At 61.1% G+C, this 16,790-nt stretch carries 13 protein-coding genes and 4 pseudogenes; 10 read left to right on the forward strand and 7 right to left on the reverse strand.

What is annotated here, in order from left to right; translation table 11 throughout:
- Positions 1-13: 13 nt before the first annotated feature.
- The 3 genes from styD to ACVZUB_RS30240 all read right to left on the reverse strand — a co-directional run bounded on the left by styD (position 14) and on the right by ACVZUB_RS30240 (position 3,581).
- On the reverse strand, positions 14-1,498 hold the full coding sequence (gene styD / locus ACVZUB_RS30230) for a phenylacetaldehyde dehydrogenase StyD (protein WP_482628779.1): 1,485 nt from the start codon (positions 1,496-1,498) through the stop codon (positions 14-16).
- The gene (locus tag ACVZUB_RS30235; RefSeq protein WP_482628780.1) at positions 1,495-3,030 is read right to left on the reverse strand and encodes a GMC family oxidoreductase; all 1,536 of its coding nucleotides are present in this window, start codon (positions 3,028-3,030) and stop codon (positions 1,495-1,497) included. The genes styD and ACVZUB_RS30235 overlap by 4 nt, the downstream gene beginning before the upstream one ends.
- 413 nt (positions 3,031-3,443) lie before the next feature.
- Positions 3,444-3,581 carry a hypothetical protein gene (locus tag ACVZUB_RS30240; RefSeq protein ID WP_482628781.1) on the reverse strand — a complete coding sequence of 46 codons (138 nt, stop codon included), beginning with the start codon at positions 3,579-3,581 and terminating at the stop codon, positions 3,444-3,446.
- A 727-nt stretch (positions 3,582-4,308) separates the two neighbouring features.
- Between ACVZUB_RS30240 and ACVZUB_RS30245 the strand changes: the two genes are divergently transcribed.
- The 4 genes and pseudogenes from ACVZUB_RS30245 (at position 4,309) to ACVZUB_RS30260 (ending at position 8,512) form a co-directional block, all read left to right on the forward strand.
- Positions 4,309-5,988: an amidohydrolase gene (locus ACVZUB_RS30245; RefSeq protein ID WP_482628782.1), complete on the forward strand. Its 1,680-nt coding sequence runs from the start codon at positions 4,309-4,311 to the stop codon at positions 5,986-5,988.
- Positions 5,989-6,730: 742 nt separating this feature from the next.
- Positions 6,731-6,895: pseudogene (locus ACVZUB_RS30250) on the forward strand (IS30 family transposase); the annotation flags it as partial.
- Positions 6,896-7,695: 800 nt separating this feature from the next.
- Entirely contained in the window at positions 7,696-8,241 is a 546-nt protein-coding gene (locus ACVZUB_RS30255) for a lipase family protein (RefSeq protein ID WP_482628783.1), read from the forward strand.
- Positions 8,174-8,512: an SHOCT domain-containing protein gene (locus tag ACVZUB_RS30260; RefSeq protein WP_482628784.1), complete on the forward strand. Its 339-nt coding sequence runs from the start codon at positions 8,174-8,176 to the stop codon at positions 8,510-8,512. The genes ACVZUB_RS30255 and ACVZUB_RS30260 overlap by 68 nt, the downstream gene beginning before the upstream one ends.
- On the opposite strand, the gene ACVZUB_RS30265 is transcribed toward ACVZUB_RS30260, so the two are convergent.
- From ACVZUB_RS30265 to ACVZUB_RS30275, 3 genes and pseudogenes are all read right to left on the reverse strand, one after another.
- Complete coding sequence (locus ACVZUB_RS30265) at positions 8,490-9,953, reverse strand: hypothetical protein (protein WP_482628785.1); 1,464 nt, start codon at positions 9,951-9,953, stop codon at positions 8,490-8,492. The two genes, ACVZUB_RS30260 and ACVZUB_RS30265, sit on opposite strands and share 23 nt — an antisense overlap.
- A gap of 61 nt (positions 9,954-10,014) precedes the next feature.
- Positions 10,015-10,414 (reverse strand): annotated as a pseudogene (locus ACVZUB_RS30270) (DUF7144 family membrane protein).
- Positions 10,415-11,133: 719 nt separating this feature from the next.
- On the reverse strand, positions 11,134-11,856 hold the full coding sequence (locus tag ACVZUB_RS30275; protein WP_482628786.1) for a TetR/AcrR family transcriptional regulator C-terminal domain-containing protein: 723 nt from the start codon (positions 11,854-11,856) through the stop codon (positions 11,134-11,136).
- 225 nt (positions 11,857-12,081) lie between these two features.
- Here ACVZUB_RS30275 and ACVZUB_RS30280 point away from each other — a divergent pair, with 225 nt between their 5' ends.
- From ACVZUB_RS30280 to ACVZUB_RS30300, 5 genes and pseudogenes are all read left to right on the forward strand, one after another.
- Positions 12,082-13,413 carry an ice-binding family protein gene (locus tag ACVZUB_RS30280; protein WP_482628787.1) on the forward strand — a complete coding sequence of 444 codons (1,332 nt, stop codon included), beginning with the start codon at positions 12,082-12,084 and terminating at the stop codon, positions 13,411-13,413.
- Positions 13,414-14,067: a class F sortase gene (locus tag ACVZUB_RS30285; protein WP_003943710.1), complete on the forward strand. Its 654-nt coding sequence runs from the start codon at positions 13,414-13,416 to the stop codon at positions 14,065-14,067.
- A gap of 65 nt (positions 14,068-14,132) precedes the next feature.
- Positions 14,133-14,474, forward strand: a pseudogene (locus tag ACVZUB_RS30290) (fatty acid desaturase); the annotation flags it as partial.
- On the forward strand, positions 14,471-14,791 hold the full coding sequence (locus ACVZUB_RS30295; RefSeq protein ID WP_482628788.1) for a hypothetical protein: 321 nt from the start codon (positions 14,471-14,473) through the stop codon (positions 14,789-14,791). The pseudogene ACVZUB_RS30290 and the gene ACVZUB_RS30295, both read left to right, overlap by 4 nt.
- Positions 14,743-14,981 (forward strand): annotated as a pseudogene (locus ACVZUB_RS30300) (DDE-type integrase/transposase/recombinase); the annotation flags it as partial. The gene ACVZUB_RS30295 and the pseudogene ACVZUB_RS30300, both read left to right, overlap by 49 nt.
- A gap of 325 nt (positions 14,982-15,306) precedes the next feature.
- On the opposite strand, the gene ACVZUB_RS30305 reads toward ACVZUB_RS30300, so the two are convergent.
- Positions 15,307-16,218: an AEC family transporter gene (locus ACVZUB_RS30305; RefSeq protein ID WP_482628789.1), complete on the reverse strand. Its 912-nt coding sequence runs from the start codon at positions 16,216-16,218 to the stop codon at positions 15,307-15,309.
- A gap of 361 nt (positions 16,219-16,579) precedes the next feature.
- Between ACVZUB_RS30305 and ACVZUB_RS30310 the strand changes: the two genes are divergently transcribed.
- Complete coding sequence (locus tag ACVZUB_RS30310; protein ID WP_482628947.1) at positions 16,580-16,783, forward strand: CGNR zinc finger domain-containing protein; 204 nt, start codon at positions 16,580-16,582, stop codon at positions 16,781-16,783.
- Positions 16,784-16,790: the final 7 nt, after the last annotated feature.

Below are 16,790 nucleotides of genomic sequence, written 5' to 3' on the forward strand. Positions count from 1 at the left end.
CACAGTGAGGAGATCACAGGACGATCGTGACCACCTTTTCCTCGGTGTTGGCCTCGATACCTGCCCACCCGAGTTCACGGCCGGTTCCGCTGGACTTCATGCCACCCCACGGGAGCGCGGGATCGATTGCAGCCCATCCGTTGACCCATACCGCGCCGGACTTGACGCGGGCGGCGATTCGGTGCGCGTAGGAGACGTCACGGGTCCAGATGCTCGCAGCAAGGCCGTAGGCGGTCCCGTTCGCGATGGCGATGGCTTCGTCCGTCGTGTCGAACGGGATGACCGTTCCGACCGGTCCGAAGATCTCCTCCTGGGCGATTTTCATGTCGTTGTTCGCGTCGGCGAAGATGGTCGGCTCGACGAAGAACCCATCCCCGTCGGGCCGCCCGCCACCGGCAGCTACGCGTGCGCCTCCATCGCGGCCCGCCTGAATGTAGGCGAGCACCGAGTCGCGCTGCTTGGCGTTCACCAGAGCGCCCATGGTGGTGTTCGGATCGAACGGGTCACCGAGGACCTGTGCCGCGGCCGCTGCCGAGAGGCCGTCGACGACCTTCGAGTACAAGGACCGGTGAACGAGCACTCGCGTTCCTGCCGCGCAAACCTCCCCCTGGTTGAAGAACAGCCCCATAGCTGTGCCGTTGATCGCGGCGTCGAGATCGGCATCTTCCATGATGATCTGCGGAGACTTTCCACCGAGCTCGAGAGTCGTTCGCTTGAAGGTGTCCGCTGCTCGCTTCGCGATGATCCGTCCGACTCGCGGGCTACCGGTGAAGCTGATCTTGTCGACGCCAGGGTGGCCCACGAGCGCATCTCCGGTGACCTCGCCGAGTCCAGGCACCACGTTGACGACACCTGCGGGAACTCCGGCTTCGTCGATCAAACGCGCCAGATGCAGAATCGACAGCGGTGCATCCTCCGGCGGCTTGACGACGAGCGTGTTACCGGCCGCCAGGGCGGGAGCCAATTTCCACCCGGCAATCATCAGCGGCGTGTTCCACGGCACGATCGCGCCGATGACTCCGACCGGCTCTCGGACGGTGTACGAGTGAGTCGGTTGTCCGAAGTAACCGGCAGTCGCAATGGTCGCGCCGTGAATCTTGTCGGCCCATCCCGCGAAGTGGCGGAACGTCGCCACTGCATTGGGGATGTCAAGCATCGCCGGCTGACCGACCGGCTTCCCCACATCGTGAGCTTCGAGGCGGGCCAACAGGTCGCCGTCACGCTCGATGAGGTCGGCGATTCGATTGAGGAATCTGCCACGAACAGCGCCGGGGGTGCTTCCCCACTCGCCGTCCAGCTGTGCGCGGGCGGCACGCACAGCGGCATCGATGTCGTCCGCAGTGCCGGACGCGATGTCGACCAACGGTTTTCCGGTCGACGGATTCAGGTCGACGAATGTACCTCCGTCCGACGCATCCTGCCATCGGCCGGCGATGAACAGACGGGTGGCAGTGCCCTCTGGGAGGGCGGAATCTAGACGTTCGTTCACAGCGGTCATCGTGATACTCCTAGAATGAGATCGGATGCGCGCTCGCCGATCATGATCGACGGCGCATTGGTGTTCCCGGTGGGAACGGTGGGCATAATGGAAGCGTCGGCGACCCGAAGACCCTCGACTGCTCGAACTCGGAGGTCCGGTCCGACGACGGCATGGTCGTCAGTACCCATACGGCACGTACCGACTTGGTGGTGATAGGTACCGGCGGTCTGACGGACGAACTCCCGCAGGTGATCTCGCGTCGTGGCCGCGGGTCCCGGAGCGATCTCGGCCTTACGCCACGAGGCGAAAGCATCAGACGATCCAATCTCACGGCACATCTCGACGGCGTCGACCATGGCCTCGAGATCGTACGGATCCGCGAGAATATTCGGATCTGCGAGCGGCGGTGTGGTCGGATCGGAAGACGCCAACCGCAGCGTCCCGCGCGACTTCGGCGCTACCAGTCCAGGTGCGATGGTGTATCCGTTCTCGGGGACCGGGTACCCGTCCGCGGGATACGGAATGTGCATGAATAAAGGTTGCAGGTCGGGAGCAGCACCGGTCCAGCCGTTGCTGCGTGCGAACAGTTGAGCCTCAAGAAGGTTGTTCGTTCCGGCAACGAGTGGGTCGAGTGATTCGTAGATGTTGCTCAACAGAAGGTGATCGTGCAGGTTTTCACCAACACCAGGCAGATCCACCAGTGCATCCACTCCCACCGATCGGAGGTGATCAGCAGGTCCGATTCCACTGAGCAGCAACGCCTTCGGTGAACCGAGTGCGCCGCCACTGAGGATGATCTCGGCATCGGCGTAGGCGCGTGCGGGAGCGCCGGAACCCACCGAGTACTCGACGCCGACGGCGCGGGATCCGTCGAGAACAATGCGGTGAACGAGAGCGCAGGTGGTGACCGTCAGCTTCGGGTGGTTCAAGACCGGTCCGACGAAGCCCTTCCATGCACTGACCCGTTCGCCCTTCGAGGTGGTGGTGTGGTTGTAGCCGGCCCCGATCATCTCCTCGGCATTGAAATCGTCGATGCGCTTGTGCCCTTTCTCCACTGCGGCGTCGACGAACGCGGCGGACAGTGGATGGGGAACTCCCATCAGCGAGACGGGTAGTGGTCCGTCGCCGCCGTGGTACTCGTTCTGTCCGAGTTCGTGCGACTCCGAGCGCTTGAACAGCGGGAGCACGTTGGTCCACGCCCAACCAGCATCACCGGTGCCACGTGCCCAGTCGTCGTAGTCGGCAGCATGGCCGCGCACGTAGATCATTCCGTTGAGCGAGCTGCTGCCGCCGAGGACCTTGCCTCGCGGCCAAAAGATTCGCCGGTTGTTCGCATGCCTCTGCGGCGTGGTGAACAGTCCCCAGTCCTGTGCACCACCGAGAAGGCTCGGCCACCCCTGCGGGGAATGGATGGCCGGATCGGTGTCCACCGGACCAGCCTCGAGGACGTGCACGCTGTGTCCCGCATCGAGGAGGCGCCGCACCACGACACTTCCGCTTGACCCTGCACCGACGACGACATAATCCGCGGAGGTTCTCCCATATGACATGAAGCCTCTTACTCGGTAGGTGTGATTGCTAACACAACCATGTCAAGCGGAGGGATGCGCGGTCTAGGTCATGGGCGCACGATCGTGCGGCAATTGCGCACGACTTGCGAGACCGCCGATGGAGTGCGACGAATCGCTCGCTCCGGGCGGTCCAGCACTCAGGCCCGGACTCGCCTCGCGCCCAAAGGGGCCGTTCCACGAGGCGACGACACGTCGAGCACGGAGAAATTGCGTCGACGACTAGAAGGAGCGCCGTTGTGACGTTTCCTGCCTCATCGGTAATCGGCGCGTTCCCTGGGCACCAGTAGAGTTCTCGGAGTAACACCACCCGCACGGCGGCATATGGAGCGTCGCATCGCTGCCGCGGGAGCCTTTTCGTGCGGACCGCTGGTGAAAGCTCTCGCCAAGGAGACTCACATCACCGTCAAGCCGTCTGCCTCGGGGCTTTCCGGGAGCATCGCGAACAGGTTGACCACGACGACTCCGTCACGGGAACGACCGACCTCGTCGAGCAGTCCATAGGCGACAGCGACGATCTTCCATCTACACATTGGGAATGCACTAGTTGGTTCCCCGGCGCCTAGCGGCCGGGTGACGGCGTGCTCGGCCACTGAATCGCGATCACGCCCAGACCAGGTTCGAACTCCACATCGATAGTCCAACAAAGGGTTTGAAGAGCCACCAACGTCACTACGGTGAGGCGTCCCGTAAAATGACCGCGCGTACACTCAGGAACCAGATCCTTACAACCCTACGACGGGACCGGAGCGACCCGCCATGGAATGTCTTGCCGGTGAAACATTCTGACTCTTTACACGCCGAGCGTCTATCTGTAGATTTTGCAGGACATCGCGTTCAACGCTCGTAGAACCAAGAGTTCATCGTGCAAGGCCATCACTGTCTGCCACCTCGGCGATCCCGACTTGGTCGCGTCGCCACGTCGTCCCCACCACTACAGGACAGCCCGTCTCGCCGGGCGGCTCAACATTGCCGCCGTTCGCGTCGAGTTAAGTGCCACGCCGTCGACCAGAAGACCGTGCATCCACCCCGCCGCGAAGCTCACGGTGATCGAGGATCGTCACCGAGCGAGCACGCCATGTCCGCCGACACACGTCGAACATTCCGAATTTCGGCCGGCTATGGACATCGATCCGAAATGCTCCAAACCTCCCGATCTACGACGAGTTTCTCAGCGCATGCCTCTGCCGAGCGGGCAGTGGCCCCGATGACAACCCGTGCATGCCACCCATACCTGCTCTACGACAGAAAGGCACAACCATGACGAACGTAGATCTTGTCGTTCACAATGCCGTTGTCCACACCATGGACGAGACAGCTTCTTCTGCTTCAGCATTCGCGTCGTACCAAGGAAAGGTGGTCGCGGTTGGAAATGATCGAGACATGCTCGCTCTCGCAGCCGAGACCACACGTGTCGTCGATGCGTACGGACGGACCGTGGTGCCAGGAATGGTCGACACACACACGCACCACAATATGGCCGGTGAGAACTTTCTGTTCAAGTTGAATGTCGGCGCCACCGATTCGATCGACGAGATCTGTCGAGCAGTCAGCGAATGGATAACGTCCAAGGAATTGTCAGCAGGCGACTGGGTGACCGGCGGAGGATGGGGTGCCACCCTCTTGAACGAGCTGATGAAGCCTGAATCTCTGGCAAAGCTCGATGCCGCCGCACCACGGAACCCTGTGCTGCTCCGAGACGACTCACACCATCAGAAATGGGCCAACTCGAAGGCCTTGGAAAGAGCTGGAATCACGGCGGACACTCCAGACCCCGAGGGCGGAACCATCCACCGGGACAAGGCCGGCGCAGCAACCGGGGTTCTCTTGGAGTCGGCCGGAGGAGAAGTCGACAAGATCAGGATCGCAGATTCGCCGCTGAGTGGGTCGGAGTACGCGGCGCGCTGCTCGAAGATCGCGATCGAGATGCTGCACGCGGTAGGAATCACAGCCTTTCAAGACGCATCGTCTACCAAGGAAGTTCTCGAGGGACTCAAACAGCTGGATGACGCGGGTGAGCTCCAGGCATGGGTAGTTACCTCCATGCCCGCCCACGACGCATTCTTCGGCTTCGAACTGGTCGGCGAACCCCTGATGGCACTGGGTGAGCAGTACCGAACCGAGCATCACCGGCCGGACTACACGAAGATCTGGCTCGACGGGGTCCCGATGAATCAATCGACAGCATTGCTCGATCCGTATCTACCGAGCGAAGAGTTCGGCTGTGATCACCGCGGGCAGACGAACATGACCTTCGACGAATTCGAACATTGGCTTCGCTACATCGGAGCTCAGGGGCTCGGCGTCAAGGTCCATGCAACCGGTGACGGTGCAGTTCGTATGGTTCTCGATTCCGTGGAAAAAGTGCGTGCAGACGGAATCGATGTGAAAGTTCAGGCCGCCCACGTCACATTCATCGATCCCCAGGACGTTCCTCGGTTCGCCGAATTGAACGTCGTGGCAGAAATCTCGCCCGCACTCTGGAACCCTGGCATTCTGACCGAAGCGATCCGTGCTGTCGTACCGTCGTCGCTTGTCGACCAGAACATGTACCCGAATCGTGATCTAGTGGATTCCGGCGCTCATGTTGCCATCGGGACGGATTGGCCAGTACCTCCGACACCCGACCCGTGGGGCCCGATCTACAGCCTGGTCACTCGTAAAGATCCCACCGGTAGTTTCTCCGGCCAGCTCAATATCGCTCAGGCACTGACAGTGTCGGAAGCGCTGCATCTCTACACATCAGCTTCGGCGCACGCCGCCGGACTCGGCGACGTCGCGGGTCGGATCGCGCCGGGTATGTCGACCGATTTCGTCGTACTGAACAAAGATCCGTTCGAAATCGATGTCGAAGAACTCAAGAATGTTCATCCCCTCGAAACGTGGTTTGCCGGTAACCGAGTCTATTCACGTGAAGAATCGCATCTCCCGACATCGTGACCGTGTCGACCGGTTGAGGCAGCAATCCCTCGACCGGTCTCACCACAGAGGCAGTGGGGTTTCCCGTGCACAAGTAGCGCAGTACGTCGGCTGTTGTTCCAATGCATCAACAAACGCCGACCCCAAGGCATTGTTCAAGACGAGTTAAAACAGGACGCAACCATGATCCGTAGGGCAATGGAAGAAGGCACTTGCGTCACCAGCGGTGCGATCACGATACGCACAGTGAGGGTGGACGATGCATCGATCTCCCGTGTGACATTCGGTGTGGGTGCTTGTTGGTCCGAGGACATCGGGAGAGCAACGGGGGCCGTGCTGTGCCCGCGCCCGCATTTGGCGCTCATCACGCACGGCCGACTCAGGGTTCGTATGTACGACGGCAAAGAAGATTCATTCAGTGTCGGGGACGTGATGCAGCTTCCCCCCGGCCATGACGTGTGGACAGAAGGCGAGGAGCCTTGCGTTTTCGTCGAATTCGCTATCCAAGGTGAAACCACAGCCTGAGGTCGGCGTCTCGGGCACCGGGGTCACCCAATCCCGATATGAAGTGGTGCCCGAAATTGTTGGGCTCTGAGCACCAGCCCAAGGATATGGTACTGAGCCCCGCATGACGAATACTGTCATTCGCAAGTGAACGATAGGCAAAATCGCTATAAGCCACATAGCGCCAAAGACTCTCAAAGACAACGCCTTACGCATCAAGGACTGAGTAAGGAGAACACAAGGAAGCAATATCATCCACCGTTCTGCTTACGAGACGATCTATCAAGCGATCTACGTCCATGCCCGAGATGAACTCACACGTGCACTCGGAAAGCAACTGCGCCGCGGCCGAATTGCTCGCAAGACACATAAGCAGCCCGATGCCCGCCGGCCGTGGTTCGTAGACCCGATGAACGCCATATCATCATCAACGTCGCTATCACACTGATCGTGTGGAACGCGGCACGAGAAGTGTTGCTGTGCCTTGCCGAACTCGAAGAGCACACGGACGATCGATCGAATTTTTCGAGCGAGTAGGCGATCAAGAAGTGGTATGCCGACAGCGCGATACTGAACTCGATGCTTCTCGTGTTCTTCGCCGGCGCGATAGTCGCGACGATCTCGATCGGCCGGCCTGGCCGGGTCCCGCGGTGATTCTCGTGTGCGCAGTGTTGATGCGCCCACGCCCGCGAACTGCCAGATTGGTCAAGCGCCGGTGGAGCACGTACCGCATAGCGCGATGAGAGTAGGCGGGCACTGAAACTGATCAGAGGGCTTTCAGTGCCCGCCGCTCCTTGGGCAAGGGTCCGGCCCGGAGTCAGACCAACAGGAGCCGTTACAGACGGCGACAAGCCAATGCGCCATCCGTCCGATGCTGCTTGCCTGCAACGACTACGAGCCGTGTCCGGCCACTGAGAATTCATCGCCGTGCCGAGCCCTCATAGTCTCGACGAGCGTCGATTGAGGCTAGCAACTCGGCCGGTGGTGCGGTCAGGTCGAAGGCGTGGCAGTAGATAACGATGTCGACCACCTCAGAAGCGACATCGCCTTTCGCATCGAGCTATGCGAGTACTTCAACTGCGTTCCATGGCGGCTCACATCTCGCCAGCTCGACATGTACTTCGCCGTGCTCTCACCTCGCGGCGCCGCACCGGGTCGGGGTGTTGTTGTCCTATCACCCGCATCATCAACGCTCCGGGGCTCTGCTGTGCGCCGCCGACCGCGATGTACACCGACGACCCGAAGCTCGCGATCCGCGAAGCCCCTGGCCTCAACGTCGCCATCGACAAGGGACGATCGGTGGCCATCCCCGACCATCTCAGCCCGCCGCGCGCCTACGGGGCTGCCAAGCTCGGCGGACAGATCACCCTCGACGGCATCCGCGCCGCGCAACGATTCGACGCGCTCGGCCTCGGCGCGAGCCCCGTCGGGATGGCTGGCTACTCCGGCGGCGGAATGGCGACGGCAATGGCCGCGGCGATCGCCCCGACCTACGCTCCGGAACTCGACCTCGCGGGCAGCGCCTACGGCGGCGCTCCCATGAACATCGACAAAATGGCCAAGGCCCTGGGCCAGCAAAAACACCCGGCATTCGGACTGGCTATGGCCGCCGCGCTCGGCCTCGAACGTGAATACCCAGACCGTATGCCGATCACGAGTCAGCTCAATAGTGCCGGACAGCAGCTGCGTGATCAGATCGCCAATGCCGCCGCCAACGAGACCATGTTGTGTGTTGTTCTCCATCATCGCCGACTTGTTCCGAGATCATGAGATGTCGGGTTGGGTCAAGGCGATCTGGTTGTTCTTCCTGTTCGTCATTCCCTTCCTGTCGGCGATGATTTACGTCATCGTCAGGAACGACGGAATGACCCGGCGCTCGTTCGAGGCCGCTCGCGGGCATACGCAGGCTCAGAACGCCTACATTCGGAATGTCGCCGGAAAGTCTGCTACCCAACAGATCACGGACGCCAAGACACTCCTCGACTCCGGCGCGATCAGTGAAGAAGAATTCCAAGCGATCAAGGCGAAGGCGCTGGCGTAGTTTTCACGTCGTCGTTCATGCCAGGGCCGCTATTGTCAGGCCCGGTGTCGTCAGGCCCGATGTCCTGTGCGGCAGCGCGGGCAGGACGAACCAGCACTTCCAGTGCGACGAGTGCGACCAAGGCAATGACGACGATCCAACCCACGACCAATCCTGTGGGGTAGCGCCAGAAAAGCAGCAACAGTGCGGCGATGCCGATGATTGTGCAGCGCAGCGGAACACGAAGCTGATTGGCCCATCGCTCGATCTGATTCGGCGTACGGCCGCTTGCAGAATAACGGACGAAGTCCAACGCCTGCCCATAGCCGCGGCGAACCGCGATCGCCGACGACGACCCGCCCACGAGGTACGCGCCGAGCCCCGCCACTATCCCGAGGACCGCAACCGCGCGCAGACTCGTCCGCAGTGGCACCAGAACAGTGTCGATGACCGCCGTCGCAGCATCAGGCGACAAGATATCGGAGGGGACACTGTCGAGGTAGATTGCACGCCCGACGAGAATTCCGATGGCCAGGACTAGCATTCCCAACGCAATCGACAGGCCGACCAGGGACAGTGCACGGAGCCTGCGACCCCGCGGGGCAACGGCGACAGCGGCCGCAGCACACGCAATTCCCAGCCACGGCAACACCACCGATACTTTGTCGAGGGCTGCGACAGCTCGTTGCGCCTTCACCAGTTCTGGGGACTGGAAGAGCACGAATTCCTTGTCCACGGAGGGGATTTTGTCCGCGAACGCGAAGCCGCGCTCGGTCAGCGCAGCCTTGACCCTGTCGATGATCGTGCTCAGCGAAATGCTCACGGTTCCGCTCTGATCGACTTCAACGGCATTGGGACCGTAATTCCCGGTCATCACCGCGACAAGAGCGGTGTGCGCCGATCGGTTCGCCTGAATCCAAAGGTCTTCGAACTGCTGTGATTGCACGAGGGTGCCTACCGTGTCGTGGACGAAGCCCTTCGCCTGGCCGGCGATCACCGGCGCCAACCCCACCACGGCCCGATCCAGGCGAGGAGCGTTCGCGGCGAGATTCGAAACGTCCGTCAGCGCGGTCAGGGCGTCGGCGGTGAGCCCTTCGACGTCGACGCGAGTGAAAATCTCGTCCGTGATCTGATTCGTGATCTCCGCCTGCACGGCCGGATTCTCACCCAGCGGCGCTACCGTACTGACGTAGCGGTCCGTGTCGAAGATCTGACTTCGGACGAAGCGGGTGGTTACCGACAAGACTGCGAGTAGTGCGACCAGCACCAGCAGGATCGTCACCGCAGCCCACCGCAGCCCGTGTCGAGGTGGACGGGAGACCTGCTCGACGGTCGTTTCGCGGGCGATGGGAGTCTGCTCGCGAAGTGTCGCTACTTCTTCGCGCAACCGCACCAGTTCGGCGCGTTCGTCCTTGCCGAGCGGATCGGCGCTTGCTGGATCGGTGCTTGCGTCGTTGTCCATCGGTTTCCTCTCTAGATGGAAAACACGCGTGACCCAGTAGAAGCGGACACGGTGTTGCGGCTCAGATGATCTCAGGGTTCCAGGTCATGACTGCCCAGATCACGAACACGTTGAGCGCAATGATCGTCATCGCCCACCACGGGTAATACGGCAGCCACAAGAAATTGACAATAATCGATACAGCGCACACCACCACGGCACCTACCCGCGCCCATATCGACCCCGTGAACAACATGACGCCGACCGCCGCGACCATCACACCGAGCACGAGGTGGATCCATCCCCACACCGTGAGATCGAACTGGTAGGTGTACTCAGGGCCAACGACGAACACGCCGCCCTTGGCTATCGCGGAGATACCCTGCAACAATTCGAGCAGCCCGACCGTGACGAGAAGGACCGCCCCCGCCCAACGTCGCAGCCTTCGCCAGACCCTGCTTGACCAGTATGTCCTCGGACATAACCGCCCCTCGTGGTGTCACAGACGAATCTGACAGGCACACGCATTCGCGCCGGTCAGGCGCATGGTGTTCGAGTACCCGCCGATCCGCGCACCAACCGGTCCGCCCGAACTGTGTTCCGCGTTGCCCGCTCACCATCACCGACGATCAACCAATCCCGGACATTCTGCGCTCGTGTGATCGAGGGTTTCGACACCCACCCGATCGGCTATGACATCGCTGCGGGACATCGTTGAACAGAGGCAACATTGCCGCGCACGGCCCACCCACCGGCTGCTTGGGTTTCAGTGGTCGTTGCAACATTGAACACCCCTCGATAGAGATGTTGGTGCTGCGGCTACAACTTCGACATTCGCGGCGTTGCTCGCGCGATCCAGCGGGGTAGCCGCAGCGCCCACCGACCTGATACATCGAAATAGGTTGGCAGAGCAGCCAATTAGCCACGACTTTTGCGATCGACCCCTTCAGTGGCCTCAGAATTCGCCCGCCCGGCCATGCATCGGAGCCGTTCATGAATGCAGCGTCGACTTGGCACGTACATGCAATCGCCACAAGGGTGCGTCACACCGGGCTGGCGAACCAGCCGATGCGATTTTCGGCGAAGGACAAACCGAACCCATACATGGGCAACAATACTCAACGGCCCGAAAAGCCCCACCTGTAGACAAACCTCAAAACGTTTGCAGAGAGAACCTTCCGACTGCTGCGACCGGGAATGATCAGTCGTCTTCTGAACTCACGCGTGGGAACGCCGTCGCCAGGCCCTCCAGAAGAATTGCCAGACCCCGCTCGAGTTCGTCTCGCCCGTCGTAGTGAGCCATGATCGTAGCCATCGATCGCAGTCTGGGGAACTCGGCAAGCGGAAGCCGATGCAGGCCGAGTCGCAGGAGATCGTCGGTCTCCTCCGGATTTTCGACTATTTCCTGAAGCTCGTTGAGAATGTGCCCATTGAGGAACCCGAACACCGCCCGGTAGATGTGCAATGCGTCTTCAGAGGTGAAACCGGCGCGTATCAGCAGTTCGAGTATCGCCTCGAGGTAGCGCAGCGTTCCCGGGGGACGCAATCCGAGCGGCGTCGACAACGGCCGAGTGACCAGCAAAGGAACCGCGTTAGGGTGCTCGAGTGCGAGTCGGCGATACCCGTAGGCAACCGCGTGCAGTTGCCCTCTCCAGTCGCGATCGGACGGATCGACGGCCAGTTGTTCGAGCACGGTCTCTACGACCCCGTCCAACAGCGCCGCCTTGTTTGCCGCATATCTGTAGAGGGTCATCGGATTTCTGTCGAGCGCTTTCCCCAGCCGCCGCATGGAAAGGCCTTCCACACCTTCGCCGTCGATGATCGCCAACGCCGCCGACAGAACCACGGCACGATTGATCGGCGTTTCACGACCTGCAACTGGAAACGGTTCCACTCTGACGTGCTTCGAGGGGCTTTCGATCATCCCTGGAAGATACACCGTATGCCTACTGATTGACAGAACGGGGCAATTGGTTTATCTTTCAAATACGTCTTGCGTGTACAACGTATACACACATCGTATAGCCGGAATGTCCGGCTTTACGTGGGCGCTCATCGATACGTCCCTGGCGCCGAAGCCGGCGCGGATCGTACGGACTCACTTTCGTCGCATGAGTCCCTTCTTCAAAGGATCGAAGATGAACAGAACATGACAGCACCCACCGCAACACGACGCTCGCGGTTCTTTCAATTTTCCGGCATTGCAACGATTTCCGTATTCTCAGTCGGCATTCTCGTCCTGCCGGCCGGCACTGCGGGCGCCGAAGCGACTGCCGTCGGACTCGGTACCGCTGAGCCCTTTGCAGTCCTTGCCGGAGCAGGAATCACCAACACTGGGCCGACGACGCTCGGCGGCGACATCGGCACATATCCGACGCCTACCATCACCGGTGTATCGGATCTGACGATTACCGGCACCAACCATGGCGGCGACGCGGTATCGCAGGGAGCGAAGCCCGATGTGTTGACTGCGTACAACACTCTCGCCGGTCAGGGACCCACACAACCGACCGGAGCCGACTTGACCGGTCGGACACTGGTTTCGGGTGTCTACAACTCCGGTTCGTCGATCGCACTGTCGGGAACCGTCACCCTCGACGCGCAAGGTGACCCCGATGCAGTCTTCGTCTTCCAAGCGGGATCAACGCTGATCACATCGTCTTCGAGCACCGTCGCACTGATCAACGGAACGCAGGCATGCAATGTTTTCTGGCAGGTTGGAAGTTCCGCCACCCTGGGCACCAACTCCGTCTTCCGAGGAAACCTGTTGGCGCTGACAGACATTACTGCCACAACCGAGGCAACCGTCGAGGGTCGACTGTTGGCGATCAATGGCGCGGTCACTCTAGATACGAACACCGTTACGATCCCGACCTGTGCGCCTCCTGTCACGACCACGACTCCGACCACTACGACGACTACAGTCCCGCCTGACACCGCGATAACTACCACCACGACTGTGGTCCCGCCGGTGGTGACTACAACCACGACGGTCGTCCCGCCGGAGGTGACTACAACCACGACGGTCGTCCCGCCGGAGGTGACTACAACCACGACTGGTACACCGGTGGAAGCGACGACCACCACACCAGGGCCGAACGGCACGACTACAACCACTGCGGGCGTACCGCCGATCATCACGACCAGCCGAAACATTCCGTCCATACCCGAGATTCCTGGTCTCCCACCACTGCCGGGAATACCTCCCACCGTTCCCGGGACGGTAACCGTCCCGTCTCGGGTGCCGACGACGTCAGCTTCTCGAACGGGTACCCCGACCACTCAACCGGTAGGCCCGGAATCCCCGAATGTTCGAGCCCCTCAGGTGCAGCAGGTACCACGAGGGTCGGTCGACACCGGTGACGGAAGCACACAATCCCAACGCGACGGACAGTCCAGTGGAGGGTGGATCGCCCTGCTCGTCGGCTTCTTCAGCGTCGTGGCTATGTCGGCCCTCGTCATCCGTCGGACAAGTCGATAGATGAAAGACGAAAACTCCGTGATGGCTCCGCGAACTCGCCGAGCCATCACGGCTCTCGCCCTTACTGTTTCAGTACTCGTAACGGTGGTCGGATGCGCCGGTGGACAATCCGACAGCGGAAATTCACAACCACACTCGTCGCCTCGACAAGACACCACATCCGCGCCACGCGCCACTGACTCTGCACTGCCCGAAAGGGCGCCGGTAACTGCTGAACACCGCCCCGCGCGCCTCGAAATCCCGTCCATCGGCGTCGACACCGACATCATCGATCTCGGACTCGATACCGATGGAGCACTCGAGGTCCCACCGGATGGGAAGGACGCAGGGTGGTACACCGGCGCTCCCGCACCCGGTGAGGTCGGACCGGCAATCATCGCCGGCCACGTCGACTGGCAAGGCACCGACGGGGTCTTCTTCGATCTGCGGAATCTCGAAACAGGAGCCGACATCATCGTCACCCGCGAAGACGGAAGTCGCGCAGTGTTCACCGCTACCAGTGTCGAACACTTCCCCAAAGAGGACTTTCCCACCGACGTCGTATACGGCGACATCGACCACCCCGGACTCCGGATCATCACGTGCGGTGGATCCTTCGACGAAACCGCACGCAGTTACAACGACAACATCATCGCATTCGCCGACCTGGCCTAACCGCCTGAGACGCCGCAGCACACCACTTCGAAAGTCCGCACGAACCGTTGGAGAGCAATGACCGTATCGAGGCCGCAAACTACCTCGAACACTACGGATCGCTCCGTGCGCGAAGACGAGACGGCAGCTTTGCCAAAGCCCGGCCCGAAGACAGTTGGAACAGTGATCATCTCGTGTCCAATTTGTTCCTGTACCAATTACAACGACACAGTGACCATCACGCGAATCCGCGTCTGCGCTACCAATCTCTGCGCAGCGCTCCAACCGCTCCGCAACTCCCTGCCGGATACGCGGTGATGATCGTCTGCGCTGCCGTACCACCACTGTGGCGGCGGATCATGGCTCACCGTGTCCTCCGCTACTACAACGGCAACGTCGAGCTCATTCACACCAAGGCCATCAGATGAATAGCACTGCCCGAAATGACGATCGCAACGACGGGCGCTACACAGCCATCGGACCGGCCCAGCACACCAGAACCGAGTACCAGCCGGCGCATACTCGACTCATGCGAGCTGCACCGAGCCTGGACGTCGTCGCCGCCGCGGAGTACCTTTTGACCCAGCCCGACGCATACCTCTATCGCCGCCGATACCTCGATCTGATCACCCAGACCCCCGGGCCCGACGGCACACCGATCACCGACTACGCCGCAGCTGAACGCTACCTACTTGTCACCGCTGCAGCCAAACTTCGGTCGAACACCGGCGCTCGAAGTACCTGAACAATCGCGCGGAAAACTCGCACCACCCACCAGTTAGCGTGAACGGGCCATGAAGTTCTTCCGTTCACCCGTTGCGGCACAACGGTTCCTGGCGGTGTTCAGAGTGATCTCGCCGCACCGCCGGCCCGGCCGATACAAGCTCGCCGCGAGCGATTACCGCTCCAAAATGACCGACCGATTCGCCATGTGAAACGACGTCGCCGGCGGACCCGCCGCTGTATCCCGCAGTCTTCGCCGCAATGATCGACCAAATCGTCTATTACGCAGTTGTTTTCACATTGAAAGCGGCGAGTTACCTACTCAGAAACACCGGGATCGACACGTCGCCGTCCGTGAGAGCAGACAACGCGGCACGATGAAAACATCGCAGACAACGCGGCACGAAGAATACATCGCAGACAACGGGCCTAGGCGCGAGGGAGCGCCGCAACCACTGTTGTTCTCGTGGGTGCCTGGGTCCGGTTTCATCGAGGTCGGTATCCGTCCCGGCGCGAGGTCGGTATTCGTCCAGGCTTTCAGAGATGCAGCATCAGTGGCATGGTCACGGTAGCGAGGAGCGTTTGGATCCCTGTGATCGACGCCATGAGCCGTGTATCGCCACCCAACCTGCTCGCCAGGATGTAGGCAGAGGGAGCGGTTGGGACAGCGCTGATCAGGAGCACGCTGGTCAACAGGACGCCATGGATTCCTGTGGCGGCAGCCAGGGAACCGACGAACAGTGGCAGAGCCACCAGCCTGAGAGTCGACGAGAGTCCGACATCGGCCACATCCCGAAGGCTCAAGCGCAGTGTCAGTCCCGCCCCCACCGCGAGAGTCCCCGTTACCAGAGCGGGCGAGGACAAGAGGCCGAATATCGCACCGGCGAAGGCGGGAAGCGAGACACCGGTCACGCTCAGGACGAGGCCGATCAGGCAAGCCAAGATGAGCGGGTTGGTTGCAAGCTCTCGGGCGACACTGCCGACCGTGACAGTCTTTTCGGAGGCGCCGTAGAATACCAAGACGGTAATGCACAGTACGTTCACGGTGGGCACCACGATGGCCGAACAGAGCGCGAAGGTCGCGATCCCCTCTGCGCCATGGAGGGCGGAGGCGACGACCAGGCCGATGTACGTGTTGATACGAATGCTGCCCTGCACCACCGATGTCAAGCGCGGGCCGTCCGTCTTCAGCATGCGCCGGAGCGCGACCAGCATTACTGCCGTGAGGACGAGCGGCGCTACCAGGGCCAAGAGCATCGCCCCCACCGGCATCGTCCGCACCTCGGTGACGGCAATCGAACTGATGAACAGCGCTGGAGTAAAGACGTGGTAGTTCAGCCATTCCATGCTGCGCCAGAAACTCGGGTCCGTGACGAATCTTCTTCGGAGGACAGTGCCCAGAGCGAGCGTGATGACGATGGGCACGATGGCGGAGGTCACGAGATGCACCCGGCTACGATGCTTCAATGGGTTAATGCAGTTCAACCATGACAACATGACCGGGGTCGCCCTCGCTGCAGACCTGGCCAATTTCGCGACAGCGGGCACACCGACCTGCGACGATGTGCAGCAATTGCTCGTGGCACACCAGATCAGACGGCCCGACGTAACCAATATCAGTCGAGCAAAGATCCTGGCCTGGGGGCTACGCCTGCACGCAGTCTTCGCTCAAGCGGACACCGTTCGACGATGCGAGGAACTCAACGAGCTCCTGACGTGCTCCGCCACCCGCCTATACCTGACATCACACGATGGACTGCGCCCGCACTTGCATTTCATGCGGGACGACGACAATCTCGTTCGTCGGCTGATGGCCGTGACCGCAGGGAGCCTTGCGCTCTTCCTCGTTGACTCCGAGGGACTCCGACTGGGGCAGTGTGCCCGCGAGACATGCTCGAAGGTTTTTGTGGACACGAGTCGCAATGGCCGACGCGCGTACTGCTCCCCCCGGTGCGGTAATCATGACGCCGTGGAGCGGCACCGGAACAAGCACCATCGACCACGACATTGCTAGAAGCATG

This window comes from Rhodococcus sp. OS5 (assembly GCF_056837585.1).